This is a genomic window from Microbacterium pasadenense (assembly GCF_047246565.1).
Taxonomy (GTDB): domain Bacteria; phylum Actinomycetota; class Actinomycetes; order Actinomycetales; family Microbacteriaceae; genus Microbacterium.
In genome coordinates this window covers 846,437-871,423 of the sequence record NZ_JBFOKN010000001.1, presented here as the reverse complement: position 1 = coordinate 871,423, position 24,987 = coordinate 846,437, and the positions used below count along the sequence as shown (strand labels likewise).

27 protein-coding genes are annotated in these 24,987 nt (G+C 71.3%); 11 read left to right on the top strand and 16 right to left on the bottom strand.

What is annotated here, in order from left to right; translation table 11 throughout:
* Nucleotides 1-46: 46 nt before the first annotated feature.
* Together AB3M83_RS04145 and AB3M83_RS04140 are read right to left on the bottom strand one after the other, a co-directional pair.
* On the bottom strand, nt 47-1,513 hold the full coding sequence (locus AB3M83_RS04145; RefSeq protein ID WP_412945353.1) for an MFS transporter: 1,467 nt from the start codon (nt 1,511-1,513) through the stop codon (nt 47-49).
* Nucleotides 1,514-1,574: 61 nt separating this feature from the next.
* Nucleotides 1,575-1,889 (bottom strand): DUF2277 domain-containing protein, encoded by a 315-nt coding sequence (locus AB3M83_RS04140; protein WP_412945351.1) that lies wholly within the window; start codon nt 1,887-1,889, stop codon nt 1,575-1,577.
* A 54-nt stretch (nt 1,890-1,943) separates the two neighbouring features.
* On the opposite strand from AB3M83_RS04140, the gene AB3M83_RS04135 reads away from it, so the two are divergent.
* A complete protein-coding gene (locus tag AB3M83_RS04135; RefSeq protein ID WP_412945349.1) occupies nt 1,944-2,699 on the top strand; it encodes an alpha/beta fold hydrolase in 756 nt (251 codons plus the stop codon).
* A gap of 36 nt (nt 2,700-2,735) precedes the next feature.
* Here the strand turns inward: AB3M83_RS04135 and AB3M83_RS04130 are convergent, their stop codons facing one another.
* Together AB3M83_RS04130 and AB3M83_RS04125 are read right to left on the bottom strand one after the other, a co-directional pair.
* Nucleotides 2,736-2,990 carry a hypothetical protein gene (locus AB3M83_RS04130; protein ID WP_412945348.1) on the bottom strand — a complete coding sequence of 85 codons (255 nt, stop codon included), beginning with the start codon at nt 2,988-2,990 and terminating at the stop codon, nt 2,736-2,738.
* Nucleotides 2,991-3,015: 25 nt separating this feature from the next.
* Nucleotides 3,016-3,315: a GNAT family N-acetyltransferase gene (locus AB3M83_RS04125; RefSeq protein WP_412945347.1), complete on the bottom strand. Its 300-nt coding sequence runs from the start codon at nt 3,313-3,315 to the stop codon at nt 3,016-3,018.
* A gap of 414 nt (nt 3,316-3,729) precedes the next feature.
* On the opposite strand from AB3M83_RS04125, the gene AB3M83_RS04120 reads away from it, so the two are divergent.
* From AB3M83_RS04120 to AB3M83_RS04105, 4 genes are all read left to right on the top strand, one after another.
* The gene (locus tag AB3M83_RS04120; protein WP_412945345.1) at nt 3,730-4,440 is read left to right on the top strand and encodes a winged helix-turn-helix domain-containing protein; all 711 of its coding nucleotides are present in this window, start codon (nt 3,730-3,732) and stop codon (nt 4,438-4,440) included.
* 36 nt (nt 4,441-4,476) lie between these two features.
* A complete protein-coding gene (locus AB3M83_RS04115; protein ID WP_412945344.1) occupies nt 4,477-5,436 on the top strand; it encodes a DNA-3-methyladenine glycosylase family protein in 960 nt (319 codons plus the stop codon).
* Nucleotides 5,437-5,556: 120 nt separating this feature from the next.
* Nucleotides 5,557-5,775: a hypothetical protein gene (locus AB3M83_RS04110; protein WP_412945343.1), complete on the top strand. Its 219-nt coding sequence runs from the start codon at nt 5,557-5,559 to the stop codon at nt 5,773-5,775.
* A gap of 85 nt (nt 5,776-5,860) precedes the next feature.
* Nucleotides 5,861-6,271, top strand: a complete 411-nt coding sequence (locus AB3M83_RS04105) for a VOC family protein (RefSeq protein WP_412945342.1) — start codon at nt 5,861-5,863, stop codon at nt 6,269-6,271.
* A gap of 5 nt (nt 6,272-6,276) precedes the next feature.
* Here the strand turns inward: AB3M83_RS04105 and AB3M83_RS04100 are convergent, their stop codons facing one another.
* From AB3M83_RS04100 to AB3M83_RS04085, 4 genes are read right to left on the bottom strand one after another with little or no spacing between them, the layout of a single operon-like run.
* The gene (locus tag AB3M83_RS04100) at nt 6,277-7,032 is read right to left on the bottom strand and encodes an iron ABC transporter ATP-binding protein (protein WP_412945341.1); all 756 of its coding nucleotides are present in this window, start codon (nt 7,030-7,032) and stop codon (nt 6,277-6,279) included.
* Nucleotides 7,029-8,054, bottom strand: a complete 1,026-nt coding sequence (locus AB3M83_RS04095) for an iron chelate uptake ABC transporter family permease subunit (protein ID WP_412945339.1) — start codon at nt 8,052-8,054, stop codon at nt 7,029-7,031. The genes AB3M83_RS04100 and AB3M83_RS04095 overlap by 4 nt, the downstream gene beginning before the upstream one ends.
* A complete protein-coding gene (locus AB3M83_RS04090) occupies nt 8,047-9,039 on the bottom strand; it encodes an ABC transporter permease (protein ID WP_412945338.1) in 993 nt (330 codons plus the stop codon). The genes AB3M83_RS04095 and AB3M83_RS04090 overlap by 8 nt, the downstream gene beginning before the upstream one ends.
* Nucleotides 9,039-10,019 carry a siderophore ABC transporter substrate-binding protein gene (locus AB3M83_RS04085; protein ID WP_412945336.1) on the bottom strand — a complete coding sequence of 327 codons (981 nt, stop codon included), beginning with the start codon at nt 10,017-10,019 and terminating at the stop codon, nt 9,039-9,041. The genes AB3M83_RS04090 and AB3M83_RS04085 overlap by 1 nt, the downstream gene beginning before the upstream one ends.
* Before the next feature lie 107 nt (nt 10,020-10,126).
* On the opposite strand from AB3M83_RS04085, the gene AB3M83_RS04080 reads away from it, so the two are divergent.
* Nucleotides 10,127-10,915 carry a siderophore-interacting protein gene (locus AB3M83_RS04080; protein WP_412945334.1) on the top strand — a complete coding sequence of 263 codons (789 nt, stop codon included), beginning with the start codon at nt 10,127-10,129 and terminating at the stop codon, nt 10,913-10,915.
* Nucleotides 10,916-10,986: 71 nt separating this feature from the next.
* On the opposite strand, the gene AB3M83_RS04075 is transcribed toward AB3M83_RS04080, so the two are convergent.
* The 3 genes from AB3M83_RS04075 to AB3M83_RS04065 are packed head-to-tail and all read right to left on the bottom strand — an operon-like array spanning nt 10,987 to nt 14,710.
* Nucleotides 10,987-11,817, bottom strand: coding sequence for an aldo/keto reductase (locus AB3M83_RS04075; protein WP_412945333.1), 831 nt, complete (start codon nt 11,815-11,817; stop codon nt 10,987-10,989).
* A 44-nt stretch (nt 11,818-11,861) separates the two neighbouring features.
* Complete coding sequence (locus AB3M83_RS04070) at nt 11,862-13,388, bottom strand: CoA-acylating methylmalonate-semialdehyde dehydrogenase (RefSeq protein WP_412945332.1); 1,527 nt, start codon at nt 13,386-13,388, stop codon at nt 11,862-11,864.
* 14 nt (nt 13,389-13,402) lie between these two features.
* The gene (locus AB3M83_RS04065) at nt 13,403-14,710 is read right to left on the bottom strand and encodes an aspartate aminotransferase family protein (protein ID WP_412945330.1); all 1,308 of its coding nucleotides are present in this window, start codon (nt 14,708-14,710) and stop codon (nt 13,403-13,405) included.
* Nucleotides 14,711-14,872: 162 nt separating this feature from the next.
* On the opposite strand from AB3M83_RS04065, the gene AB3M83_RS04060 reads away from it, so the two are divergent.
* From AB3M83_RS04060 to AB3M83_RS04050, 3 genes are read left to right on the top strand one after another with little or no spacing between them, the layout of a single operon-like run.
* The gene (locus tag AB3M83_RS04060) at nt 14,873-16,144 is read left to right on the top strand and encodes a sensor histidine kinase (protein WP_412945328.1); all 1,272 of its coding nucleotides are present in this window, start codon (nt 14,873-14,875) and stop codon (nt 16,142-16,144) included.
* Entirely contained in the window at nt 16,132-16,812 is a 681-nt protein-coding gene (locus tag AB3M83_RS04055) for a response regulator transcription factor (RefSeq protein WP_412945326.1), read from the top strand. The genes AB3M83_RS04060 and AB3M83_RS04055 overlap by 13 nt, the downstream gene beginning before the upstream one ends.
* A complete protein-coding gene (locus AB3M83_RS04050; RefSeq protein ID WP_412945325.1) occupies nt 16,809-17,669 on the top strand; it encodes a DUF4097 family beta strand repeat-containing protein in 861 nt (286 codons plus the stop codon). Before AB3M83_RS04055 ends, AB3M83_RS04050 begins: the two co-directional genes overlap by 4 nt.
* Nucleotides 17,670-17,726: 57 nt before the next feature.
* On the opposite strand, the gene aztD is transcribed toward AB3M83_RS04050, so the two are convergent.
* Genes aztD through aztB form a run of 4 tightly spaced genes read right to left on the bottom strand, consistent with a single transcriptional unit; the run spans nt 17,727 to nt 21,887 of the window.
* Entirely contained in the window at nt 17,727-18,911 is a 1,185-nt protein-coding gene (gene aztD / locus AB3M83_RS04045) for a zinc metallochaperone AztD (RefSeq protein WP_412945323.1), read from the bottom strand.
* 23 nt (nt 18,912-18,934) lie between these two features.
* Nucleotides 18,935-19,834, bottom strand: coding sequence for a metal ABC transporter solute-binding protein, Zn/Mn family (locus AB3M83_RS04040; RefSeq protein ID WP_412945322.1), 900 nt, complete (start codon nt 19,832-19,834; stop codon nt 18,935-18,937).
* Nucleotides 19,831-21,039: a YncE family protein gene (locus AB3M83_RS04035; protein ID WP_412945320.1), complete on the bottom strand. Its 1,209-nt coding sequence runs from the start codon at nt 21,037-21,039 to the stop codon at nt 19,831-19,833. The genes AB3M83_RS04040 and AB3M83_RS04035 overlap by 4 nt, the downstream gene beginning before the upstream one ends.
* Entirely contained in the window at nt 21,036-21,887 is an 852-nt protein-coding gene (gene aztB / locus AB3M83_RS04030) for a zinc ABC transporter permease AztB (protein ID WP_412945319.1), read from the bottom strand. Before aztB ends, AB3M83_RS04035 begins: the two co-directional genes overlap by 4 nt.
* Before the next feature lie 54 nt (nt 21,888-21,941).
* Between aztB and aztA the strand changes: the two genes are divergently transcribed.
* Nucleotides 21,942-22,673 (top strand): zinc ABC transporter ATP-binding protein AztA, encoded by a 732-nt coding sequence (aztA, locus tag AB3M83_RS04025; RefSeq protein WP_412945317.1) that lies wholly within the window; start codon nt 21,942-21,944, stop codon nt 22,671-22,673.
* The gene (gene pgi / locus AB3M83_RS04020; protein ID WP_412945315.1) at nt 22,670-24,352 is read left to right on the top strand and encodes a glucose-6-phosphate isomerase; all 1,683 of its coding nucleotides are present in this window, start codon (nt 22,670-22,672) and stop codon (nt 24,350-24,352) included. Before aztA ends, pgi begins: the two co-directional genes overlap by 4 nt.
* A gap of 22 nt (nt 24,353-24,374) precedes the next feature.
* Here the strand turns inward: pgi and AB3M83_RS04015 are convergent, their stop codons facing one another.
* Entirely contained in the window at nt 24,375-24,956 is a 582-nt protein-coding gene (locus AB3M83_RS04015; RefSeq protein WP_412945313.1) for a hypothetical protein, read from the bottom strand.
* Between the last annotated feature and the right edge of the window lie 31 nt (nt 24,957-24,987).

Genomic DNA, 24,987 nt, shown 5'->3' with positions numbered 1-24,987 from the left:
GTAGGTGCGACCTCGGACATCGTCCGCGAGGCGTGCGGGCGGGAGGTCAGGTCCGCTCGCGGCGGCGCGTCGAGACGAGGTCGGTGACGGCGAACAGCAGCGCGAGCGCGACGAACCCGGCGACCGCGGCCATGCCCAGCGCGTACGCGTCGTGGTAGATCGCCAGCGAGGACAGACCCGTGTCGGTCTCGCGGAAGATCGTCGCGTAGAAGAGCGAGAGTCCGATCGCGGTTCCCACCGACGTGCCGACCCGCTGGCCGAGCTGTCCCACGGAGCCGGCGAGGCCGCCGTCGCGCACCGGGATCTCGGACAGCGTGATGGTCTGGTTCGGCGCGACGACGAATCCGCCGCCGATGCCGGCGACCAGGAGCGCGCCGGCCATGCCGTAGGCCACGACCTCGGGAGGCAGCGTGTACGCGACGATCGCGAGTGCGACGACACTGACGAGGACCACGGCGAGGCCGATCGTGACGAGCTGGCGCCCGATCCGCGCGACGAGCACGCCGCCGTAGTACGACGCCACCGCGCTCGCGACGGCGAACCCGATGGAGACCATCCCGGCGAACACCGGCGAGATGCCGACGCCGACCTGCAGGAACAGCGTCGTCAGCAGGAACATCGGCGGGATGGCCGTGAAGTAGGCGATGATCACCAGCGTCCCGTTGCGGAACGACGTGATGCGGAACATCCCGAAAGGGATGAGCGGCTGCTTGCCGGATGCCGCGTAGCGCCGCTCCCACCAGAAGAACGCGACCGCGAAGAGGCCGAACACCGCCAGCACCCACCAGCGGTTCGGATCGTCCTCGGACGAGCCGGTCGTGAACAGGAACGGCCACATCAGGGCGATGATCGTGATCGCGAAGATCACGACGCCGACCGGGTCGAGCTGCAGCCGATCGCGCGACGGCATCCGCGTCTGCGGCAGCAGCACGATCACTCCGGCGAGGACGAGCAGGCACAGCGGCACGTTGAACCAGAAGATCCAGCGCCACCCCTCCGTGTCGCCGCCGGCGGCGACCATCAGTCCGCCGAGTGTGGGGCCGAAGGCCGTCGCGATGCCGATCGTGGCGCCGAACAGACCGAATGCGCGGCCGCGCTCCTTGCCCACGAACAGCTGCTGGATGGTGCCCATCACCTGCGGCATCTGGATGCCCGCCGCGAGCCCCTGCAGCAGGCGCGCCGCGAGCAGCACCTCGATCGTCGGGGCCAGCGCGCAGAGGGTGCTCGCGACCGTGAACAGGCTGAGCCCGACGATCATGAGCGTCTTGCGCGAGCGCTGGTCGCCGAGGCGGCCGAACGGCACGAGTGCGAGGCCGAACGCGAGGATGTAGCCCGAGACCACGAGCTGCAGCTGCGTCGACGAGGCGCCGAGCGAGGCCTCGAGGGAGGGCAGCCCGACGTTGATCTTGCTGAGGTCGAGGATCGTGAATGCGGCGACGGAGACCGAGACCCAGAACGCACGCCAGCGGTGAGCGGTGGTCAGGGGGATGCTGGCGGTGGAAGGTGCTGTCATGGCCGTCCCAGATTAGTCGCCTCCCGGGCCCGGTCGGGCGGCGGGGGGCCTCCGGGCAAGGTCAGGACACGGCGCGCGCGGCGCGTCTCTCGTCCTGGAACCGGCGCAGCGCCTCGTACCGGTCCGCCGAGCGCTCCTGGCGCTTGGCCGCCTCCGCCGCCCGGTCCTTGGGCGGCGCGGCGGTCACGAGGTCGTCGAGCAGATGCCTGGTCGCGTGCGCGATCTCGGCGACCGCCCGATCGAAGACCTCCTGGTTCGCCTTCGACGGCTTCGTCGTCCCGGTGATCTTGCGGACGAACTGGAGCGCGGCGTCGTGACACTCGGTATCCGTCGCGGGCGGCTCGAAGTTGTGGAGCGGCACGATGTTGCGGCACATGGCGGTCAGGCTACGCCGACACGGCGCCGCCGGACAGGGCAATACGCTCGGGGGGTGACCGATCTGCCCGCCGACACCGTCCACGAGCGGTTCACCGTCGATGGGGCGCAGATCGTGGCCGAGTCCGCCGGCGACCCGGCGGCGCGCGTGACGTTCCTCCTCGTGCACGGCATCGGCATGGGGCGCCGCGTCTTCGGCGACCTGGTGTCCCGGCTCGCGCCTCACGGCTTCTGCATCGCGATCGACCTGCCCGGATACGGCGAAGCGCCGGAGCCGGCGCGGACGCCGACGATCGAGCGGATGGCCGACATCGTCGCCGCCTATCTGCGTCGGACGGACCGCGGGCCGGTCGTCCTCGTCGGCCATTCGATGGGGACGCAGGTGGTGGTCGAGATCGCCGTCCGACATCCCGAGCTCGCCTCGCACGTCGTGCTCGTCGCGCCGACCGTCGATCGGCGCGCACGGCATCCGCTCACGCAGTTCCTGCGGCTGGCGGCTGACGTCGTCGGCGAGAGTCCCAAGGTCATCTGGCTCGGCGCCCGCGAATACCTGCGCGCCGGACCGAACCTGCGAGGCAAGGTCCGGTCGGCGTTCAGCCATCGGCCGGAGCGCGTCTATCCGGACGTGCGTGTGCCCGCCCTCGTCATCCGCGGCGGCAAGGACCGCGTCTCGCCTCGTCGATGGTGCGACGAGGTGGCGTCGCTGCTGCCGGATGCCCGCCGCTCCACGGTTCCCGGTCATGGCCACGAGACGCTGATCGACGACGCGACACCCGCCGCCCGTGAGATCGTGCGGCTCGTCACCGGCTGAGATCGCCGGCCGAGATCGGCTCAGCGACTCAGCGGCTCAGCGCTCGTCCGCCTGCTCGTCGGCCTGCTCGTCGGTCACGAGATCGGGGTCGAGGCCCTGCTGGATCTCGGCGCTCTCGACGAAGGCGTCGGATGCCCCGTCCGGCGTGCCGTCCGGGGACAGCGCGGCCGGTTCGCCGGAGTGGCCGCGATCGGCCTCGTCGGCGGCTTCCTTCGCCTCGTTGCTCGTCGCCGCGGGGGCGGGCTCGACCAGGCCCTCGGGAAGGTCGTCTGCTGATGCGCTGCGGTCCATGGCCGCTCCTCTCGATGGGTGTTCGTCAGCTCGCGCGGCGCGCGTGCAGGAGGTCGGAATGCTCGGGGTGCTCGCCGAACCAGTCGGCCACGTACCAGCACACCGGGATGACGGTGCGGTCACCGCGCGACTCGAGGTCGGCGACGGCGCGTGCGACGAGCTCTCCCGCGAAGCCCGACCCCCGGAACGTGGGGATCGTGTACGCCCGCGTCAGCGCGACCGACCGGCCGTCGTCCCGGTAGTCCAGGACGCTCACGAGGTCGTCACCCCGGTGAAGGGTGTAGCGGGAGGCATCCTTCTCGTCGGTGAACAGGAGTTCGCTCATGCCTTCACGCTACGCCCGGCGGGCGACATCGGCACCGGACTGAGCAATGTGTCACATTCCGTCACGTGAGCGACCCGGCATCCAGGCGATTTGACACCTTCCGACACGCTTCGTCATAATCAGGCACATGACTGACATCGCACGCACTCTGTCCGCCCAGGAGGCGAACGGAACTGCCGGCATCATGATGCCGCAGCGTGCTGTCATGTGTTGCCGAATGTGCCGCTGACACGGTGATCCCCGCTGGGTCGCGCCGCCGTTTCTGAACACGGCGTCGCCACGACCCCCGAGGCTCCGGTAGGTCCGCCCACAACGCGGACGCCGGCGCCCTCGCACAACGGCCTCTCGGAAGGCCACCGCGCAACACCTCGGATCCGGCCCGTCGCTCGGATCCCCCCTTCGAAGGACATCACCATGTCGACCTCTGCTCTCCTCACCCGCGCCGCCGCCCCCCGTCACCTCCGCGCCGTCGAGGACATCGTGCCCGCCGCGGCCGCCCCGACGACCCCGGCCCTTCCCGCCGGCACCGCCCCGCGCGGGTTCGCCCTCTACGTCGGCATCGACGAGGCGAAGGCCGCCGCCGACGGCGTGAGCCTGTCGGTGCTCGTCGACGCGCTCCGCCGCACGCTGGCCGAGCTCGCGCCCTCCGCCGAGACGCACGCCACCGTGGCGCTCGCCCCCGCCGGCGCCGGCGGCCGTGACGTCGACGTCGTCCGCCTCGCGCTGCACGAACCCGCCGCCGTCGCCCGCACCAAGCCCGAGGAGCCGATCGTCGAGCACGTCCCCGGCGGCGTCACGATCGACATCTCGCGCCGTCGCGTGCACATCGACGGCGAGACCGCGGCGCTCACCTTCAAGGAGTTCGAGCTGCTGCAGTACCTGGTCCTGCGAGAGGGCCGGACCATCGAGCGCACCGAGCTGGTGTCGTCGCTGTGGAGCCACACCGACGGCGACGAGGCACCCGGCGAACGGACCATCGACGTCCACGTGCGCCGCCTGCGCTCGAAGCTCGGCCGGTACGAGGACATCGTCCGCACCGTCCGCGGCGTCGGCTACCGCTTCGACCGGCACGCCGACGTCGTGATCCGCTACGGCGCCGGCACGCCCTCGCCCGACCGGTTCTGAGGCCCACTGTCAGCGCCCCGACGTAGGGTGGGCGCCATGACCTCGGGAGTGCGCGAACGGATGCCGCGCGCCGCGGCGGCGCCATCGCTGCGACCCCTCGAGGCCGAGTACCGGCCCGGCGCGCCCGCCGACACGATGGGCGCGATCCGATACCAGCAGCGCGGTGCGCACGACCCGACGCAGCGCACGATCGACGGCGTGGTCTGGCGGGCCACACGGACCCCCGAGGGCGTCGCGACGATCGCCATCCGGCCGGGGCTGCGGACCGTCCGCGCCGCCGCCTGGGGACCGGGGGCCGCCTGGACCCTCGATCAGCTGCCGCGGCTGTGCGGCGCCGACGACGACCTCGAGGGGTTCGACGCGTCCCGGCATCCGCTCATCGCCGACACGCACCGACGTCGCCCCGACCTGCGGATCGGCGCGACGGACCTCGTCTTCGACGCGCTGGCCAGCGCCATCTTCGAGCAGAAGGTCACCGGGCTGCAGGCGTTCGGCGCATGGCGCTGGATCGTCTCGCGTTTCGGCGAACGCGCCCCGGGGCCCACGCCGATCCCGCTGTTCGCGCCGCCCGCCGACTGGCACCGCATCCCAAGCTGGGACTGGCACCGAGCCGGACTCGAGCCCCCGCAGTCGCGGACGGTCGTCGCGGCCGCGCAGCGACGCACGTCGATCGAGCGCGCCGTCACCGCCGCCACGACCGGCGAGGACCGCGAGAGGATCCTCACGAGCCTTCCCGGCATCGGCGTGTGGACCAGCGCCGAGACGCGGATCCGGGCTTTCGGCGACCCGGATGCCGTCAGCTTCGGCGACTACCACGTCGCCCACCAGGTGGGCTATGCGCTGACCGGCTCCCGAGTCGACGACGACGGCATGGCCGAGCTCCTAGAGCCCTGGCGCGGACATCGGCAGCGGGTCATCCGGCTCATCGGCGCGAGCGGCGTGCAGGAGCCCCGCCGCGGGCCGCGGCTGCACCCCGAGGACCACCGCCGCCGGTGACGGCGGCCCCGCCGTGCTCGCCGTGCGCGACGACGACCGGCGTCGCCACGTTGCCGAGGATGCGAGAGCTTCACCTCCGCCACGCTCATCCGGATGGCCGCCGCGTCCTAGGGTGGGAGCATGGCGACGCGGCGATGGGAACGAGGACACACCTTTTGGGCGCTCGGGGCGGTGCTCGTCTTCGCCGCCGGCATCCTGTTCGGCCTCGTGATGGACAACATCTGGCTCGGCCTCGTCCTCGCCGCGGCCGTGTCCATCGGCTGGCTCATCGCCTACGAGTCCCGCCGCGGCCGCAATCAGGGCATCTACGACCGCGACGACGACGGCGCGCAGCTGTAGCGGCGTCCTCTTGCGGGGGCCGCAGGGCGCCGCGACACTGGTCGGGCAGCGGGAGCCCGCTGCGCGACGCGAAGGGACACCGCTGATGCCGCTCACCCTCAACCCGTACCTGACGTTCCGAGACACGGCGCGCGACGCCCTCGGGTTTTACCACTCGGTGCTCGGCGGAGATCTGTCGCTGGATGAGTTCGGAGCCTTCCCGGACATGGCTCCCGAGGGCGACGAGCACCTCATCATGCACGGTCAGATCACCACCGACGACGGTCTGGTCCTCATGGCCTCCGATACTCCGAGCAGCATGCCCTCCGCGCCGCCCGCCGGCTTCTCGGTCTCGATCAGCGGCGACGACGAGGCACGTCTTCAGGCCCTGTGGGACGGGCTCTCGGCCGGCGGCGAGGTGAGGATGCCGTACGAGACACCGCCCTGGGGCGGCACCTTCGGGATGTTCACGGATCGGTTCGGCGTCGACTGGATGATCGGCTATTCGCCCGCCTGAGCGACTCAGTAGTAGACGGCGAGACGGCCCCGCGGGCCGTCGACCACGTCGACATCCGTGTCGAAGATCTCCGACAGCACCTCGGCTCGCACGATCTCGTCCGGTGTGCCGAAGGCCGCCACGCGCCCGTCCTTCATGGCGCACACCCGATCTGCGTAATGCCCGGCGAAGTTGATGTCGTGGAGGACCACGACGATCGTGCGGCCGAGCTCGACCGCCGCCCGGCGAAGGTGGCGCATCATGTGGACGGCGTGCTGGATGTCGAGGTTGTTGAGCGGCTCGTCGAGGAGGACGTACTCGGTGTCCTGCGCGAGCACCATGGCGACGTACGCACGCTGGCGCTGACCGCCGGACAGCTGATCGAGATACCGGCCCTCGAGCCCGCCGAGCCCGAGGAAGTCGATCGACCGGTCGATCACCGCCTCATCGGCGACCGTGAGGCGGCCCTGCGAGTGGGGGTAGCGACCGAAGCCGACGAGCTGCCGCACGGTGAGCCGGGTGACGAAGTGGTTCTCCTGGCGGAGGATCGCGACGACCTTCGCCAGGTCGCGGGATCTCGTCGCGCCCACGTCGTGACCGCCGACGGAGATGGTCCCGGCATCGGCGGCCAGCAGCCGGCCGATCATCGTCAGCAGCGTGGACTTGCCCGCGCCGTTCGGGCCGATGAGCGCGGTGATGCCACCCGCTGGCAGATCGAGGGTCACCGGGCCGATGGCGACCTCGGTGCTGTACCGCTTCTCGACGGAGCTGAGCGAGATCACAGGCGGCCCTTTCGGAGGAGGTGGACGAGGAAGAACGTGCCGCCGACGATCTCGACGATGATGCCGACCGACCCGGCGGCGTAGAACACGTGCTTGAGGACGACGTACGCGCCGCCGAGGACGACGAAGCCGACGAGTGCCGCCATCGCGAACATCCGGCGGTGGTCATAGGTGTCGGCGAGCTGGTAGGTCAGCATCGCGACGAGGAAGCCCAGGAAGGTCATGGGCCCGATGAGCGAGGTCGACACCGCCATCAGGATCGACACCATCAGGAGGGTCAGGATGGAATCGCGACGGTGGGACGCCCCGAGACTCAGCGCGACGTCACGCCCGAGGCCGAGCAGGTCCAGCCGGCCGCCACCCCACCACAGCGCCGCCGCGGCGAGCACCACGAGCGGGACCGCGATGGGCAGGTAGCTCGCGTCGGCGTTCGCGACACTGCCGATGAGGCGCGCCGTGAGCAGGTCGAACTCGGTGGGGGTCAGCATCCGCTGCAGGAAGGTCGAGAACGCGGCGAGCGCGCCCCCGAGGATGATCCCGACGAGCAGCATGATCTGGACGTTGGCGTAGCGCCCCGACAGCAGCCACCCGTAGAGCGCTCCCGAGAAGACCAGCATCACGACGATCTGGAGGAGATACGGGCCGACGCCCTGCACCATCCGCGCTCCGGCGGCGCCGAAGAAGAAGATGGCCGACGTCGAGATGGCGGTGTACAGGGACTCGAAGCCCATCAGCGAGGGCGTGACGATGCGGTTCCCCGTCACGGTCTGGAACGAGATCGTGGCGAGCCCCTGGCAGACGGCGACCACGACGATCACGATCAGACTCGTGACCCGCAGCTGGGCGATGCGCCAGAACCCGTCGCTGCCGGCCGGTGCGGGGTTGTCCCAGACGAGGATGCCGACGGCGAAGACGGCGGCGAGGGCCAGCAGCACGCCCATCGTCACGGCGTACCGGCGGGCACGCTGCTCGGTCGCGAACGGGCCCGACAGTGACGCCGTCGCCGCGGTGCGCTCAGCCACGACGACGCTGCCGCAGGAGGAGGGCGATGAAGACGACCGCGCCGATCATCGCGAGGATCAGGGAGACCGGCACCTCGAAGGGGGCGTTCACGACGCGGGCGAGGATGTCGCAGGCCGTGACCAGCGCGATGCCGCCGAGCGCGACCCACGGGAGGTTCGAGCGCAGGTCGTCGCCGCGGATGAGGGACACGACGTTCGGCACGATGAGCCCGAGGAAGGGGAGGTTTCCCACGACCACCGTCACGACGCCGGCGGCGAGGGCGATGAGCACCGTGCCGATGAGCACCACCCTCGAATAGTCGACACCGACGTTGGTGGCCACGTCCTGGCCGAGCCCGGCGATCGTGAACCGGTCTGCGGCGACGAACACCGCCGCCACGACGATGAGGACGATCCACAACGGCTCGTACTGGCCCCGGAGCACGGACGTGAAGGATCCGGTGAACCAGATCGCCATCGACTGCAGCATGTTCGTCGACAGCGCGATAAAGGTCGAAACCGCCCCGACGACCGCCCCCAGCATGAGGCCCACGATCGGAACGATGACCGATGAGGTCAGCATCACCCGGCGCAGGAAGAGGAAGAAGAGCATCGTTCCGACGAAGGCCATGACCACGGCGCCGACCATCCGCGCCATCAGCGGCGCCTCGGGGAACAGCAGCATCACGAGCAGCAGCCCGAGGCCCGCCCATTCCGTCGTTCCGGTGGTCGTCGGCTCGACGAATCGGTTCTGGGTCAGCAGCTGCATGACGAGGCCGCACATGGCCAGGGCGGCCCCGGCGAGGACGAGTCCGACCGTCCGCGGGATGCGGGTGATGGCGAACATCTCGCCCCCGTCGGGCCGGCCGAGCACGTCGTACACGCCGACGAAGAGCGACACGGAGACGAGCCCCCCGACCACGAGGAGGCCGACGAGCAGCGGCCAGGTGAACAGGCGCCCGCGGGAGCGTCGGCTCCCGGCGGGCGCCTGAACGAGCGTGGTCATCAGCTCTCGAGCGCGTCGGCCAGGTCGTTGAAGAACGTGGTGTAGGTCTGGATGCCCTCGTCGAGGTAGGTCTCCTGCGGCATGTAGACGACGTTCCCCTCGGTCACCGCGGTGACGTTCTGCAGGGCCTCGGAGTCGCCGATGAGATCGTTGGCGGGGGTGTAGGCCTCGTCGGTGTTCGCACTGACGCCGGCGTCGCGGTCCATCACCAGGATCCAATCGGGGTTCGAGGAGGCGACCGCCTCGACGGAGATGTCGTCGCCCTGGTGATCGGTCGACCCGTCCGACGCGAGGGCGGGGGTGAGACCCAGGATGTCGTACACGGGACCGAGGGTGCGGCCGGTGGTGGGTGCGGCGTAGTTGATCTCGCCGCCCGAGGTGATCACGCCCATCACGGTCTGCGAGTCGTCATAGGCGGCCGTGACGCGCTCGATGGACGCCTCGAAGTCCGCGACCAGCTGCGCGGCCTCGTCCTCCTTGCCGAAGATCTCACCGAGCACGGTCACCTGACGCTTGAGCTCCTCGTCGAAGGGCTCGCCCTCGCGCGGGTCGAGCTCGACGATCGCGGCATCCGGGACGAGCGTCTGGAAATCGGCGTAGTAGCTCGAGAAGCGCTGACCGTTGACGATCAGGTCGGGGTCGCCGGCGACCACGGCCTCGAGATCCGGTTCGCCGTGGTTGCCGAGGTTGATGACGTCGGAGCCGTCCTCCTTGTACGACAGTCCGTCGGGGAAGATGTCCAGCGGTGCGGCGACGATGTCGATGCCCCAGTCATCGAGCATCGTGATGGTGCGGTTGTCCGTCGCGACCACACGGGCGGGCGGTGTGGTGACGGTCTGCTCGCCGTGGTTGTCGGTGACGGTGACGGTGCTCGACTCCTGCGCGGCCGGTTCGGGAGCGGTGTCGGTCGAGCAGCCCGCGAGGACGAGGGCGGCGCCCGCCGTGACCACGGCGGCGGAGAGGGGACGGAAGGTGGGCATGGATGCTCCTCAGCTCAGATGCCCGAGCGCGTATCAGCACGCCGGCTGTCTGTCGGAAAGGTGGGATGCCGGACGAGTGCCGACGAGATGAGGGTAGCCTTACCTATATGAGCATCGTCAAGTCGTCCCCCTCCTTTCGGCTGGAGCGCCGACCGCACGAGCTGCGGTTCCGCACCGCGAGCCTTGCGGCCCGCACGTGGGAGACGTCCACGTATGTCCGCATCCGCCTCACCGGCGAGGACCTGATCGGCTTCGACTCCGCGGGCAGCGACGACCACATGCGACTGTTCTTCCCCGACACCCTGCCCGAGGGCCGGACCGAGCTTCGGTCGGCCCCCAACCGCGAGTACACGCCGCTCGCGTGGGACGGTGACGCGGGGTGGCTGGACGTGGAGTTCGCCGTCCACGGCGACTCCGGCATCGCCGCGCCGTGGGCCGCGACGGCCGCGCTCGGCTCGACGATCGCGGTCGGCGGACCGCGCGGTTCGATGATCGTGGACGGCCGGCCCGACGCCTGGTTCCTCGCCGGCGACGAGACCGCCGTTCCCGCCATGCGGCGTTTCGCGGCGCTCATGGATCCCGATGCCGTCGGGCGCATCCTCGTGGAGGTGGCGGATGCCGCGCACGAGCTGCCCGTCGACGCGCCTCCGGGGGTCGCCGTCACACCGGTGCACCGAGGCGGTGCGCTCCCCGGGACCGCACTCGCCTCCGCCCTGAGCGCGCTCGGACCGGAGGACCGTCCGGACGGATCGGTCTTCGGCTTCATCGCGGCGGAGCAGGCCATCGTCAGGCACGGCCGGGCCCTGCTGCTGGACCGCTGGGAGCTCCCCGCCGAGCAGACCGTCGTGAAGGGGTACTGGAAGGCCGGCGAGGCCGAGTACCACGCTCCGCACTGATCCCGCGCGGCGCGGTCGGCGAATCCTCGGCCGGTCGGGCTCACCCTCCCGGTCGGCGAGCCGGAGGCACCCTACATCTCCTCGTGGGTGTCGGGGTCGCCGTCCCAGAGTCGGCCGCGCTCGAGGGCGGACAGTGCCGCGACCTCGTCGTCGGCGAGGGTGAAGCCGAACACATCGGCGTTCTCCCGCTGACGCGCCGGGTCCGCGGACTTCGGGATCGGCGTGCTGCTCAGCTGGACGTGCCAGCGCAGCACCACCTGGGTCGGAGTCACGCCGTGCGCGCCGGCGATGTCGGCGAGGACCGGCTCGGCGAGCAGCTCGCTGCGCCGCGCGAGCGGGCTCCAGCTCTCGGTCCGGATGCCCTGCGAGGTGTGGAACGCGCGAAGCGCCGCCTGCGGGAAGTAGGGGTGGAGCTCGACCTGGTTGACCGCCGGGACGACGCCCGTCTCGTCGATGACGCGGGCGAGCATCGGCTCGGTGAAGTTGGAGACCCCGACCGATCCGACGAGCCCGTCCTTCTGCAGGTCGACCATGGCGCGGAACGTGTCGACGTAGCGGTCGACACTCGGATTCGGCCAGTGGATCAGGTAGAGGTCGATCCGCTCGAGGCCGAGGCGCTCGAGCGAGCCTCGGGCGCTCGCGATCGTCTCGTCGTAGCCGTGATCGCGCCCGGGGACCTTCGTCGTGACGAGGAGTTCGTCGCGGATGCCGCTGGCGCGCACCGCCTCGCCGACCTCGGACTCGTTCTCGTAGTTGACGGCCGAATCGAGCAGCCGGTAGCCGCCCTCGATGGCGGCGACCATGGCGGCGACGCCGTCCTCGCCGCGCAGGTTGTAGGTGCCGAGCCCGAGCTGCGGGAAGGCGGTGCCGTCGTTCAGTGTGACCGGGGGAATCGAGATCATGCCGTCACCCTACCGACGCAGCGGCGGGGTCCGGGCCGCCCGTGTCAGTCATGCTGCGGGAATCCGAGGTTGATGCCGCCGTGGGACGGGTCGAGCCACCGCGAGGTGACGGCCTTCTCCTGCGTGTAGAACGCGAAGCCCTGCGGGCCGTACGCCTTGGTGTCGCCGAACAGCGACGCCTTCCAGCCGCCGAAGGAGTGATAGGCGACCGGGACCGGGATCGGCACGTTGACGCCCACCATCCCGACGCGCACCTCGCGCTGGAAGCGCCGAGCGGCGCCGCCGTCGTTCGTGAAGATCGCCGTGCCGTTGCCGTAGGGGCCCGCCTCGATGACCGCGACGCCCTCCTCATAGCCGCTGACGCGGACGACCGACAGCACGGGGCCGAAGATCTCGTCGGTGTAGACCGCTGAGGACGTCGGCACCCTGTCGACGAGCGAGGGTCCGAGCCAGAAGCCGTCGGCGTCGCCGTCGGGAACGACGCCCCGCCCGTCGACCACGATCCGCGCGCCGTCGGATGCGGCGACGTCGAGATACGCCGCGACCTTGTCGCGGTGCTCGCGCGTGATGAGCGGTCCCATGTCGCATCCGCGGGTCCCGTCACCGATGCGGAGGCCGGCCATGCGCTCGGCGATCTTGTCCACGAGCGCGTCGGCGATCGAGTCGACGGCGAGCAGGACCGAGACGGCCATGCAGCGCTCGCCCGCCGAGCCGAACCCGGCGTTCACGGCCGCGTCGGCGGCGAGGTCCAGGTCGGCGTCGGGCAGGACGAGCATGTGGTTCTTGGCGCGGCCGAGCGCCTGGACCCGCTTGCCGTTGGCGCTCGCCCGCTCGTAGATGTGCTTGGCGATCGGTGTCGAGCCGACGAACGAGATCGCGCGCACCTCGGGGGCGTCCAGCAGCGCGTCGACGGCTTCCCGGTCGCCGTGCACGACGTTGAGCACCCCGTCCGGAAGCCCCGCCTCGGCGAGCGCCCGTGCGATCCAGTCGGCGGCGCTCGGGTCCTTCTCACTGGGCTTGAGCACCACCGCGTTGCCCGAGACGAGGGCGACGGGCAGGAACCACAGCGGCACCATGGCGGGGAAGTTGAAGGGGCTGATGACCGCGACCACGCCGACCGGCTGGCGCAGCGTGTACACGTCGACACCGGTCGAGACGTTGTCGGAGTAGTCGCCCTTGAGCAGGTGCCCCGACCCGCACGCGAACTCGACGACCTCGAGTCCGCGGGTGATCTCGCCGAGCGCGTCCGAGAGCACCTTGCCGTGCTCGGCCGTGAGGATCTCGGCGAGCTCGTCCTTGCGCGCGTTGAGGATCTCCCGGAACGAGAACATCACGCCCTGGCGCCTCGCGACGCTGGCCTCCCGCCAGCCGGGCAGCGCCTCGGCGGCACGGGCGACGACGCTCGTGACGTCGGCGGCACTCGCGAGACGGACCCGACCGCTCACGCGGCCGGTCGCCGGGTTGTGGATCGGACCCGTGCGCTCCGAGTCCCCGCGCCACGGCGCACCCCCGACCCAGTGGTCGAGCAGCGGCGTCCCTGTGTCGGTGTCGGTGTCGGTGGCGTCGGTCATGCTCTCCCCCTGTGTCAGAGCACCGCGGTGAAGGCGGCGTCGTAGATCTCGATGGCGGTGTGCACCTCGTCGTCGGTGACGGTGCACGGTGGGACGACGTGGACGCGGTTCTCGCTCGTGAAGGCGAGCAGACCGCGGCGGTGGAGCTCCGCCTTCAGCGCACCGACGACAGCGGCGTCGACCGGCTCCCGGGTCACCGGGTCGGCGACGATCTCCAGCGCCCAGAAGACGCCCTCGCCGCGGACCTCGCCGATGGCGGTGTGCTTCTCGGCGAGTGTGCGGAGGCCGGGGCCGAGCACGTCGGCGCCGATCCGGCGCGCGTTCTCGATGATGCCCTCCTCCGTCATCGCGTCGATCGTCGCGACGATGGATGCCGCCGCCAGCGGATGCCCCGAGTAGGTGAGCCCGCCGGGGAACACGCGGTCGTCGAAGGTCGCCGCGATCGGATCGGAGATGATGACGCCGCCGATCGGCACGTACCCGGAGTTGACGCCCTTCGCGAAGGTGATGAGATCGGGGACGACGGCGTGTCCCTCGAAGGCGAACCAGCGGCCGGTGCGTCCGAAGCCCGCCATCACCTCGTCGAGGATGAGGACGATGCCGAACTCGTCGGCGAGTGCCCGCACGCCGGCGAGGTACCCGGGCGGCGGGACCATGATGCCCGCCGTGCCGGGAACCGTCTCGAGCAGGATGGCGGCGATCGTCGACGGACCCTCGGCCTGGATCACACGACGCAGATGGTGCAGCGCCCGCTCGCACTCCTCCTCCGGCGTCCCCGCCCAGAACTCGGACCGGTAGAGATAGGGCCCGAAGAAGTGGACGTGGCCCCGGGCGTACTCGTTCGGGAAGCGGCGCCAGTCCCCCGTCGCGACGATCGCCGCGCCGGTGTTGCCGTGGTAGCTGCGATACCGCGAGAGGACCTTGTCGCGTCCGGTGTGCAGGCGCGCCATGCGGATGGCGTTCTCATTGGCGTCGGCGCCGCCGGTCGTGAAGAAGACCTTGGCGAAGCCGTCCGGGGCGAGGTCGGTGATCCGCTGCGCGGCGAGGCCGCGCACGAGGTTGGCGGTGGAGGGCGCGATGGTGGTGAGCAGGTCGGCCTGCTCCTTGATGGCGGCCACCACGGCCGGATGCTGGTGGCCGATGTTCACGTTGACGAGCTGGCTCGAGAAGTCCAGCCATCGCGTGCCCGCGTGATCCCAGACGACGGTCCCCTGCCCGCCCGCGATCGGGAACGGATCGATCCGGCCCTGGGCGGACCACGAGTGGAAGACGTGCGCGCGATCGAGCTCGCGCGTGCGCGCGTCGAGATCGGTGGTGCTCATGGGGATGCTCCTGACATCGGAAAGCGGGTCCGGTCGGGGCCGAGTCACCGGCGACCCGGGACCAGCATGGCATCACGGCGGCCGTCGGGCGGGGGTTATCCCGACAGCGAGTCTCCGGACGGCCCCGATGTGCCCGATTCCGCGCCGCTCTACCGTGGTGACATGACTTCGGACACTCCCCCGCCGGTGCGGCCCCGGCGCCTGCTCGTGCGGCTCGGCGCCCTCGCCCAGCTCGCCGCCATCGCCCCGGTCGGGCTCGCCCTGTTCACCATCGTCCTCACGTTCTTCGGCACGGGCATCGGGACGATCCTCGTCCTCGGCTTCGGGCTCCTCCTCCTGATCGCGGCGCTCTACATCGCCTGGGCCGCCTCGTGGCTCGAGCACGAGCGCGTCGAGGGCCTGTACGGCTACGGGCTGCCGCCGCTGCGGGCCCGCACGAGCGGACAGCCCGGGTTCGCCGGCTTCCTGCGCACCCTGTGGGCGCAGTTCACCGACGCCGGGATGTGGCGGGGCATCGGCAGCGCGGCGATCGCCACGGCTCTCGGCTGGGTGGTCATCGGGGCGGTGTGGGGTGTCATCTCCGGCTTCGCGCTCGCCTTGTCCCCGCTCACCGGCGGCACGACCGGCACGTTCCCGCTGACCGCCATCCCGCTGACCGGCGGGTGGATCGTCGTGGGCGGCCTGTTCGGCGCCCTGCTGAGCCTCGGCATCCTGTTCGGCGTCTCACTCCTCGACGGCGTCGTGACGCGCGGCGTGCTCGTCCCCTCCCGTGAGGCCCTCCTCGCCGAGCAGGCGCGGACGGCCGGCGTGCAGCGCGCCGGTGCCGTCCGTGCCAGCGAGGTGGAACGCACCCGCATCGAGCGCGACCTGCACGACGGCGTCCAGCCACGGCTCGTCTCGGTCGGCATGACCCTCGGACTGGCGCAGCAGAAGATCGACACCGACCCCGCCGCCGCGAAGACCCTCATCGACGAGGCCCACACGTCGACGAAGGCGGCCATCACCGAGCTGCGACAGCTCGCCCGCGGGATCCATGCCTCCGTCCTCGACGATCGCGGACTGGATGCCGCCCTGTCGGCCCTCGCCGCGCGCTCGCACGTGCCGGTGTCGCTCGACGTCCGCGTCGACGGCCGGTGCAGCAGCATCGCCGAGGCGGCCGTCTACTTCGTCATCGCCGAGTCGCTCACCAACGCGGCCAAGCATGCCCGCGCCACCGACGTGCGCGTGGTGGTCCGCAGCCGCGAGGAGGCTCCCGGCACGCGTGTCCTCTGGGCACGGGTCGAGGACAACGGCATCGGCGGCGCGACCGTCGCGCCCGGGGGCGGCATCGACGGCATCATGAACCGGATCGTCGCCGCCGGCGGCACGGCGCGGCTGGACAGCCCCGTCGGCGGCCCCACCGCCCTGGAGGTGAGCGTCCCGTGCGCATCCTGATCTGCGAAGACTCCACCCTGCTGCGCGAAGGCCTCGTCCGGGTGCTGGAGGATGCCGGCCACACCGTGGTCGCCGCCCTCCCCGACGCCCGCGACCTCGTCACCACGGTGACCGCCTCGGACCCGCAGCTGTGCATCCTCGATGTGCGCCTCCCGCCGACGTTCACGGACGAAGGCATCCGGGCGGCCCTGGAGCTGCGGACGCAGCATCCGGCTCTCCCCGTCCTCGTGCTCAGCCAGTACGTCGAGGAGCGCTACGCGAGCGACCTGATCACGGGCCAGAACGCCGCACTCGGCTACCTGCTGAAGGACAGGGTCGCCGATGTCCGGGACTTCCTGGACTCGATCGACCGCATCGCCGCCGGCGCCACGGTGCTCGATCCCGAGGTCGTGGCCCAGCTGCTGACGCGGCGGGCGCGCGACGACCGCATGGCCCGCCTGACCGAGCGCGAGCGCTCCGTGCTCGCACTCATCGCCGAAGGCAAGAGCAATCAGGCCATCGCGCAGACGCTGTTCGTCTCGGAGGCGAGTGTCGAGAAGCACATCACCTCCCTCTTCCAGAAGCTCGGCCTCGAACAGGACGAGCACGGCAATCGCCGAGTCCTGGCCGTTCTCGTGCACCTCGAGCACGGCGGTCCCCGCACGTCCCCGAATGGAGCAGCACGATGACCACTGACCTGATCCCCCCGACGCCGGCACCGGCCGGCCCTCCGCCGCTGCCGCCCGAGCAGCGCCGCGGCTCCGCCCGTGTCGTCGCGATCATCGCGATCGTGGTCGGCGGCGCGCTGATCCTCAGCGCGATCCTGTCGGCCGTGGGCTCCGCCCTGTGGATGACCGGAGCGCGCGGCGCGGACGGCCCGCGCGTCGCGGACGCCGGCGGCATCTCGTCCCTCTCGCTGGACGTCTCGGCGGGCGACGTCGCCGTCGTCTACGCCGACGTCGAGGAGGCCACGCTCGACGTGCTCGGCGACGGGCGCGGGTGGCGCCTCGAGCGTCAGGGCGACCAGCTCCGACTGTCGAAGCACGAGCCCTGGTGGATCAGCTGGAACGGGTTCGACTGGAACAGCGATCGGGTGACGCTGACGCTGCCGCAGGAGCTCGCCGACGAACGGCTCGACGCACGCATCGACGTGTCGGCGGGCTCGGTGTCGATCGACGGCACCTACGGCGACCTCGACGTCCACATCGGCGCGGGCAGCGCCGATGTGAACGGCACGGCCGATGTCCTGAGCGTGGACCTCAGCGCCGGAGGTGCGGACATCGACGTCGCGGATGTGTCGCGCGGCACCCTCACCGTCGGCGCCGGCGAGCTGATCGCCAGCCTGACCGGCACCGCACCCGATGAGCTGACGATCGACGTGAGCGCGGGCAGCCTGGTGGCGAGCCTTCCCGACGACACCTACGCCGTGACGTCGGACGTCTCGGCCGGTGAGCTCGACAACCAGCTGTCGACCTCGAGCGACGCGCCCCACCGGATCGACGTGCAGGTCTCGGCCGGCAGCACGACGCTCCGGCCGACACGCTGATCGCAGCCGCACGCACGAGAGGGGCGGGTCCCACCGGGACCCGCCCCTCACGTCGCGTCAGGAGACGACGGCGAGTTCGTTGGGCACGTGCGGCAGCTCCACCGTCGTGACGATCTCACCCGTGGTGAGGTCTACGGCGACGATCTCGCTGTCGGCCGGGTCGGTCACGTAGGCGATGTCGCCGGCGACCTTCACGGCGGGGTGCGGTGCCTGCCATTCGGCGGGACCCTCCCACGGGTCGACGACCGGCAGCGAACCGGTGACCTCGCCGGTCGCCGGATCGATCGTGTGCAGCTTGCCGTCGGTGCCGATCAGGACGGCCTCACCGGCCGGACCGCGGGCGATGCCGCGGAACGTGTACGCGACGCCGTCCGGCAGGGCGACCTTCTCGAGCGTCGCTGCCGCCGTGTCGACCAGCGCGATGTTCGTGAGCAGGTACCCCTCGGCATCCGGGTCGTCCTTGTAGTCCATGACGACGAGCGGACTCGACTCGGAGACGTAGGCGTTGCCGATGCGGCCGTACTCGTCGGGGGACGTCAGCTTCGTGATCTCGCCGTCCCGGTACAGGAGGGCGCCGTTCTCGCAGCCGAAGACGACGGCCTCGTCAGCCGCAGTCCCCTCGCCGTGCACGCCGGGGCACTGGTCGTTGGACGCGATCTCCTCCCGCGCGGCGTCGAGGACGCGGATGCCGCTGCGGGCGGCCTCGTCTCCCACGGTCGTCAGCAGCGTGCCGTCCTCGAGCTGAACGGAGACGCCGTGGTGCGCGGTGACCCCGGGAACGACCTCGGCGTCGGGAAGCTCGCCCGCCGCCTCGGCCAGCTCCGCCGAATCGACAATGGTCGTGTCGCTCGTGGCGTCGTCGTAGAGCACCGTCAGCCCGCCGTGCGTGACGACGTGGCCGGCGGTCGCCGCCGGCACCACGAGGTCCCTGAGCTCGGGCGCGCGGACGTCGAGGAGCTGGAAGCCCTGCGACGTCGTCACCATCACGTGCCGGCCGTCGCCGGCCGCGTTCAGGCGGATGAACTCCTCGGAGTCGAACTCGCCGAGGTTCTCGAGCTCGTCGCCGCCGAGGACGAGCACGCCGCCCTCGTAGCCGACGGCGACGCGGACGCCCGACGTCGCCGTCGGCGCCTCGCTCGGGGTATCGGCGGGGCTGCCGGCCGGTTCGCTCGGGGACGCGCAGCCCACCAGCAGCAGCGCGGCGGTGCCGGCGAGGGCACCGAACTGCAGGGTCTTCTTCATGGGTTTCCTTTCCAGGGAATGCCTCACGGATGGAGGCCGTCAGCGATGCTCTGCAGGTTGCGTCGCATCATGTCGAGGTAGGTGTCGCCGGGTTCGCCCGCCGGGGCCAGGGATTCGGTGAACAGCGAGACGACCCTGACGTCGCGTCCCGCCTCGTCGGCCAGCACCTGCATCAGGCGATCCGGCTGAGACGAATCCGCGAAGATCGTCGTCACGCCGGCGTCGTCGATCGCGTCGACGAGCTCCTGCAGGTCGGACGCGCTGGGGGCGGCCAGCGTGGTGCCGCCGGGGACGGCGGCACCGAGGATCCGGACGTCATAGCGCCGGGCGAGGTATCCGAACACGTGGTGGTTCGTGACGAGGGCACGGTGGTCCGCGGGAATCGACCCGAGCGTGTCGCTCATGGCGGCATCCAGCTCCCGGAGCTCCCCGAGGTAGGCGGCCGCCGCGGCGTCGACCGCATCAGCGCCGTCGCCGGCGATCTCGGCGAGGACGGGCGCGAGCGCGTCGACGACGCGGGCCGTCTGGGTGGGGTCGGTCCAGAAATGCGGGTCCGCGGCATCCGTGCCGGCATAGCCGAGCGGGTCGACGTGGTCCCCGGCGACGAACTGCGCCACCCCGTCGGATGCCGCCGCGTCGACGTGATGCTGCACGCCCTCTTCCAGACCCAGCCCGTTCGAGACGACGAGATCGGCGCTCCGCATCGACGCCGCCTCGCGCGCGGAGAGCTCGAAGGAGTGCGGATCGGCGTTCGCCGGCATGAGCGTGACGACGTCGACCTCCTCTCCGACGAGGTTGTCCGCGATGTCGCCGAGGATGTTGGTCGTCACGACGACCGTGGGACGGTCGGATGCCTCGGGGGCGCAGGCGGCGAGGCCGCCGGCGGCGACCAGGGCGGCGAGCATCCCCGCGACGCGCCTCATCGCCCGGTCTCCGCGACGAAGGCGGGCACGTGGTCGGCGGTGAGCTCGCGGGCGATCCGGCCGCCGTCGGCGGGGTCGATCTCGAACAGGACGCCCTCGGCGGGTCCATTCAGGTAGGTGCGGTTCTGGTCGGCGGTCAGGGTCACACCGCCCGCGCGATCGGCGTCGGCGAGAGAAGCCGCGACGAGCGGCTCGGTGCGGGCGAGGTGCTCGCCGGTCGCACCGTCGATGACCAGCACCGCCCCGTCGGCGGTCAGCGCGACCACATGCCGATCGGCGTCGTCGACGGCCGCCACGCGGACGAGGGGCTCGCCGGCATCGATGTGCGACCAGGCGCGCTCCCTCGTGTCGAGCAGCCAGAACGCGCTGTCGCCGCTGAGTCCCGCGACCGTCGGCCGCCCCTCCCGCGCGGCGAATGAGAGGGCGCGGTCGCCCGCCTCCGCCGGGTAGGGCACGCGTTCGACCGTCGTGCCGCCGGCATCCGTCACGGCGAGCACCGCCCCGTCGGCGCAGCCGACCACGACGCCGACGTTCGTCGCGATCGAGCCCGCCGGGTCGACGCACGCGACCGTGTCCAGGTCGTCGCCGTCGACGTCGACGTGACGGAGTCCGCCGACGGCGGGATCCGACACGAGGGCGCCGGCGGGAAGCGGCACCACGAGGCCCTCGTGAGCGGGCACGTCGAGTCGGAAGCGCTCGACGATCTCGCCCGCTTTCAGCGCATCCAGGTCGAGCAGCACCGCCTCGCCGCCGTCGAAGAAGATCCCCGCGCCGAGGTCGCTGGCGACCGTGCGGGGAGTGCCTCCGCCCGGGACCTCACCCAGCAGGGCGGCCGGCGCCTCGTAGTAGTGGAAATGGTCCACGTGGTTCCACGTCCAGACTCCGCTGTCGATGATCGACACCTCGCCTCCCCGAGCCGCGTAGAGGAAGCGACCGTCGGTCTCGAGCGCGTCGACCGGTGCCACCTCGCCCAGGACCTCCGACGTCTCGTCGACGAGGTCGAGGTGATGGATGCCGCCGTCCGGCGCGATGCTCGTGAGGTGCAGTGCCGGCTCGGCGAGCTCCTCGGCTCCGGCGATCGCGCCGTGCCCGTCACCGGAGCCGGCGGGCGGCTCGGACGCGGTCGGGGCGGGAGCGCCCTGGCATCCGGTCAGCACGGCGAGCGCGGCGAGGCCGAGCAGGGCGAAGGGGGCGCGGGGACTCATGCGGTCCTTTCGGAGGACGAGGGGGTGGGGCGGGTGATCCGCCGGAGGGCGTGGATGCCGGTCGACAGCGCTCCCGAACAGATCGCGGCGAACGCGACGGTGGCGCCGGCGGCGGTGCCGAGGTGCCACGAGAGCAGCAGCCCGGCGGCCACCGAGGCGACGCCGATCCCGGCAGCGAGCGCCATGGTCGGGACGATCCGGCGGGTCCAGTGCCCCGCCGCGACGGCGGGACCGAGCAGCATCCCGACGACCAGCAGCGAGCCGACGGCCTGGTAGGCCGACACGACGGCGAGGGTGACGAGTCCGACGAGCAGGACGTGGGCGACGCGCGGGCGCAGCCCGAGGAGCTGCGCCTGGCGGGGATCGACCGTCAGCGCGACGAACGACCGGTGGCCGAGGAGCGCGAGGAGGAGCGCGAGGGCCACCGCGGCGCACAGGACGATCAGATCGCCGTCCTCGATGGCCAGGATGTCGCCGAACAGGATCGCCGACGCGTCCGTCGCGAAGCTCCGCGAGGCCGAGATCACGATGACGCCCAGCGAGAGGCTCGCCACGAAGAGGAGTCCGATGCTCGTGTCGGCCGAGAGTCGGCCGCGCCGCTGCAGGGCGCCGACGCCGAGCGACATCACTGCCGCGCTGACAGCCGCACCCGCCATCGGCGGCAGCCCGGCGAGGGTGGCGACGGCGACACCGGGCAGCATGCCGTGCGCCATCGCCTCGCCGAGGAAGGCCATCCCGCGGAGCACGACCCACGTGCCGACGACGCCGCAGACGACCGCGACCATCGCTCCGCCGAGGAGGGCGCGCTGCACGAACGCGGCGGCGAACGGGTCGAGGAGGAAGGTCACGGGGGACGACCATACACGTAATTGAGAACGGTTTTCATTTGCAATAATGGCCGGATGCCGTCCTCCACCGACCCCGAACCGCTCGTACGACTCATCGACGTCTCGGTCGACATCGACGGCCATGCCGCGCTCCGCGGCGCGACGCTGGACGTGCGTCCCGGACGGCTCCTGACCGTCGTCGGCGCCAACGGATCGGGGAAGTCGACGCTGCTGTCGGTCATCGCCGGACTGCAGGCCCCGTCATCGGGGCGGGTGGAGCGACGCGCCGATGCGCGGATCGCCTTCGTGCCGCAGACGAAGACCGACGGCGCCCGCCTGCCCCTGACCGTGACGGACCTGGTGTCGATGGGACGGTGGCGCGATCGCGGCCCGTTCCGTCCGCTCCGTCGCGCGGACCGCATCCGCGTGGCCGAGGCGGTCGACGCGGTGGGCCTCACGGCTCACGCGGCCCGTCCGATCGGGGCCCTGTCGGGAGGTCAGCGGCAGCGGGCCTTCCTCGGACAGGCCCTCGCGCAGGACGCTGATCTCCTGCTTCTCGACGAGCCCATGACCGGCGTCGACGACGACGCGCGGCGTGCCGCGGCACGCGCGATCGCGACCGTCGCCGCGCACGGGGCGGGCGTCATCGTGGTCACCCACGATCTCGCCGAGATCAGCGGTGCCGACGAGGTGGTCACCCTCGTGGACGGACGCGTATCGGAGCGTTCGTCGTCCGCCGAGCGGGCTGCCGGACCCTCGGCGGCCGCGTGGACGGTGCCGGGGAACGCCAGTACCGTGGAGGGGTGACCACTCCTCCGATCGATGCCACCACCACGTCCGCTTGGGCCGAGCTCGACGCCCTGAGATCGGGGTTCACCCCCGACCTGCGCGGCTGGTTCGCCGCCGACGCCGATCGGGTGCCGAAGCTGACCTTCGAGCTCGCCGACCTGCACGTCGACCTGTCGAAGAACCTCGTGGACGATGAGATCCTGGCGTCGCTCGTGCGGCTGGCCGAGCAGACGGGCGTCGCCGACCGATACGCCGCGATGCTCGCCGGCGAGCACATCAACGCGACCGAGGACCGCGCCGTGCTCCACACCGCGCTGCGCCGCCCCGCCGGGTCGACACCCGCGCTGACCGTGGACGGACAGGACGTCGACGCCGATGTCCAGGGAGTGCTGGACGCGCTCGCCGAGTTCGCCGGCCGTGTCCGCTCGGGCGAGTGGACCGGCATCACCGGCAAGAAGGTCGAGACGGTCGTCAACATCGGGATCGGCGGGTCGGATCTCGGGCCCGTCATGATCTCGGCCGCGCTCGAGCCCTACGCGGACGCCGGGATCTCGGCGCGGTTCGTGTCGAACATCGACCCGTTCGACATCGCGTCGAAGACGAAGGACCTCGACCCCGAGACGACCCTCTTCATCGTCGCGTCCAAGACGTTCACGACGCTCGAGACGCTGACGAACGCGCGCCTCGCGCGCGACTGGCTCTGGCAGGGGCTCGCGTCGGCGGGGGCGATCGACGACAGTGACGAGCAGAGGAAGGATGCCGTCGCGCACCACTTCGTGGCGGTCTCGACAGCGCTCGACAAGGTCGCCGAGTTCGGCATCGACACCGCGAACGCCTTCGGCTTCTGGGACTGGGTGGGCGGTCGGTACTCCGTCGACTCGGCGATCGGCCTCTCCCTCGTGATCGAGTTCGGGGCGGAGGCGTTCCGCGAGCTGCTCGCCGGCTTCCACGCGGTCGACGAGCACATGCGGACGACGCCGCTCGAGCGCAACGTCCCGGTCCTCATGGGACTGCTGAACGTCTGGTACGTGAACTTCCTCGGCGCCCAGTCGCACGCCGTGCTGCCGTACGCGCAGCAGCTGAGCAGGTTCGCCGCGTACCTGCAGCAGCTGACCATGGAGTCCAACGGAAAGTCGGTGCGCTGGGACGGCTCGCCCGTCACGACCGACACCGGCGAGGTGTTCTGGGGCGAGCCGGGGACCAACGGGCAGCACGCGTTCTACCAGCTCATCCACCAGGGGACGCGGCTCATCCCGGCGGACTTCATCGCGTTCGCGAACCCGGCCTACCCGCTGGCCGACGGCGGCCGCGACGTGCACGGGCTGTTCCTGGCCAACTTCCTCGCCCAGACGAAGGCCCTCGCCTTCGGCAAGACGGCGGCGGAGGTCGAGGCCGAAGGCACGACGGGCGCGCTCGTCGCCGCCCGGACGTTCGCCGGGAACCGGCCGACGACGTCGATCTTCGCGCGGTCGCTGACGCCGCGGGTGCTGGGCGAGCTCGTCGCGCTGTACGAGCACATCACCTTCACGCAGGGCGTGGTCTGGGGCATCAACTCCTTCGACCAGTGGGGGGTGGAGCTCGGCAAGCAGCTCGCGCTGCAGATCGCGCCGGCCCTCGAGGGCGACACCGCCGCGCTCGAGGCGCAGGATGCCTCGACCCGTGCCCTGCTGGAGTACTACCGCGACAACCGGGCCTGACGCCCGGCGCGGGGCGTCGCCGCTAGGGGATCCAGTACCCCACCGCGCACATCAGCCGCGTCTCGTCGTCCGCGCCGGCGGGCGGCTCGATCGCCGGCGGGAAGACGTCCCATTGCCGCCACTCGTCCGCGTGCGGGACGACGTGCTCGTTGAGCCCCGCGATGAGCTCGGGCGTGAACGAGAACGGGATCCCCAGGTGCCGGGAGATGAGCCACGCCTGGAAGGCGCGGTACCCGGCCATGTGTGCGAACCCCTCTTCGGCCGGATAATCGCCGTACTGGAAGTGGAACACCCGGTCCGGTTCGACTCCTTCGCGGACGGCGGCGGTCGCGGTGTCGTGGAAGGCGTCGTACGCGGCGATCGGGTCGTCCCCGAGCAGATCGGCGTCACGGAACTCGTCACCGTCGGCGATGGAACGCCCGGCGAGGACCCCCGGGATCCACGCCTCGTCGTACGCATGGACGAAGAGGACGTCCCGGAAGGTGGGATCCGGGATGCTGGTCCACTCCGGCGGCGCGGGCCTGGCCAGATCCGAGGGATCGATGCGGTCGATGACGGAGCGCAACGCGGCATCCGCCCGGAGGAACAACTCGTCTGCGTTCATGCGCGCGAGGTTAGTCCCCGCCGCCGACATC

Bases quoted from the DNA above. Each gene is read 5' to 3' on its own strand.
- AB3M83_RS04145 (WP_412945353.1), bottom strand. From the start codon at position 1,513: ATGACAGCACCTTCCACCGCCAGCATCCCCCTGACCACCGCTCACCGC.
- AB3M83_RS04140 (WP_412945351.1), bottom strand. From the start codon at position 1,889: ATGTGCCGCAACATCGTGCCGCTCCACAACTTCGAGCCGCCCGCGACG.
- AB3M83_RS04130 (WP_412945348.1), bottom strand. From the start codon at position 2,990: ATGGACCGCAGCGCATCAGCAGACGACCTTCCCGAGGGCCTGGTCGAG.
- AB3M83_RS04125 (WP_412945347.1), bottom strand. From the start codon at position 3,315: ATGAGCGAACTCCTGTTCACCGACGAGAAGGATGCCTCCCGCTACACC.
- AB3M83_RS04120 (WP_412945345.1), top strand. From the start codon at position 3,730: ATGTCGACCTCTGCTCTCCTCACCCGCGCCGCCGCCCCCCGTCACCTC.
- AB3M83_RS04115 (WP_412945344.1), top strand. From the start codon at position 4,477: ATGACCTCGGGAGTGCGCGAACGGATGCCGCGCGCCGCGGCGGCGCCA.
- AB3M83_RS04110 (WP_412945343.1), top strand. From the start codon at position 5,557: ATGGCGACGCGGCGATGGGAACGAGGACACACCTTTTGGGCGCTCGGG.
- AB3M83_RS04105 (WP_412945342.1), top strand. From the start codon at position 5,861: ATGCCGCTCACCCTCAACCCGTACCTGACGTTCCGAGACACGGCGCGC.
- AB3M83_RS04090 (WP_412945338.1), bottom strand. From the start codon at position 9,039: ATGACCACGCTCGTTCAGGCGCCCGCCGGGAGCCGACGCTCCCGCGGG.
- AB3M83_RS04085 (WP_412945336.1), bottom strand. From the start codon at position 10,019: ATGCCCACCTTCCGTCCCCTCTCCGCCGCCGTGGTCACGGCGGGCGCC.
- AB3M83_RS04080 (WP_412945334.1), top strand. From the start codon at position 10,127: ATGAGCATCGTCAAGTCGTCCCCCTCCTTTCGGCTGGAGCGCCGACCG.
- AB3M83_RS04075 (WP_412945333.1), bottom strand. From the start codon at position 11,817: ATGATCTCGATTCCCCCGGTCACACTGAACGACGGCACCGCCTTCCCG.
- AB3M83_RS04070 (WP_412945332.1), bottom strand. From the start codon at position 13,388: ATGACCGACGCCACCGACACCGACACCGACACAGGGACGCCGCTGCTC.
- AB3M83_RS04065 (WP_412945330.1), bottom strand. From the start codon at position 14,710: ATGAGCACCACCGATCTCGACGCGCGCACGCGCGAGCTCGATCGCGCG.
- AB3M83_RS04060 (WP_412945328.1), top strand. From the start codon at position 14,873: ATGACTTCGGACACTCCCCCGCCGGTGCGGCCCCGGCGCCTGCTCGTG.
- AB3M83_RS04050 (WP_412945325.1), top strand. From the start codon at position 16,809: ATGACCACTGACCTGATCCCCCCGACGCCGGCACCGGCCGGCCCTCCG.
- aztD (WP_412945323.1), bottom strand. From the start codon at position 18,911: ATGAAGAAGACCCTGCAGTTCGGTGCCCTCGCCGGCACCGCCGCGCTG.
- AB3M83_RS04040 (WP_412945322.1), bottom strand. From the start codon at position 19,834: ATGAGGCGCGTCGCGGGGATGCTCGCCGCCCTGGTCGCCGCCGGCGGC.
- AB3M83_RS04035 (WP_412945320.1), bottom strand. From the start codon at position 21,039: ATGAGTCCCCGCGCCCCCTTCGCCCTGCTCGGCCTCGCCGCGCTCGCC.
- aztA (WP_412945317.1), top strand. From the start codon at position 21,942: ATGCCGTCCTCCACCGACCCCGAACCGCTCGTACGACTCATCGACGTC.
- AB3M83_RS04015 (WP_412945313.1), bottom strand. From the start codon at position 24,956: ATGAACGCAGACGAGTTGTTCCTCCGGGCGGATGCCGCGTTGCGCTCC.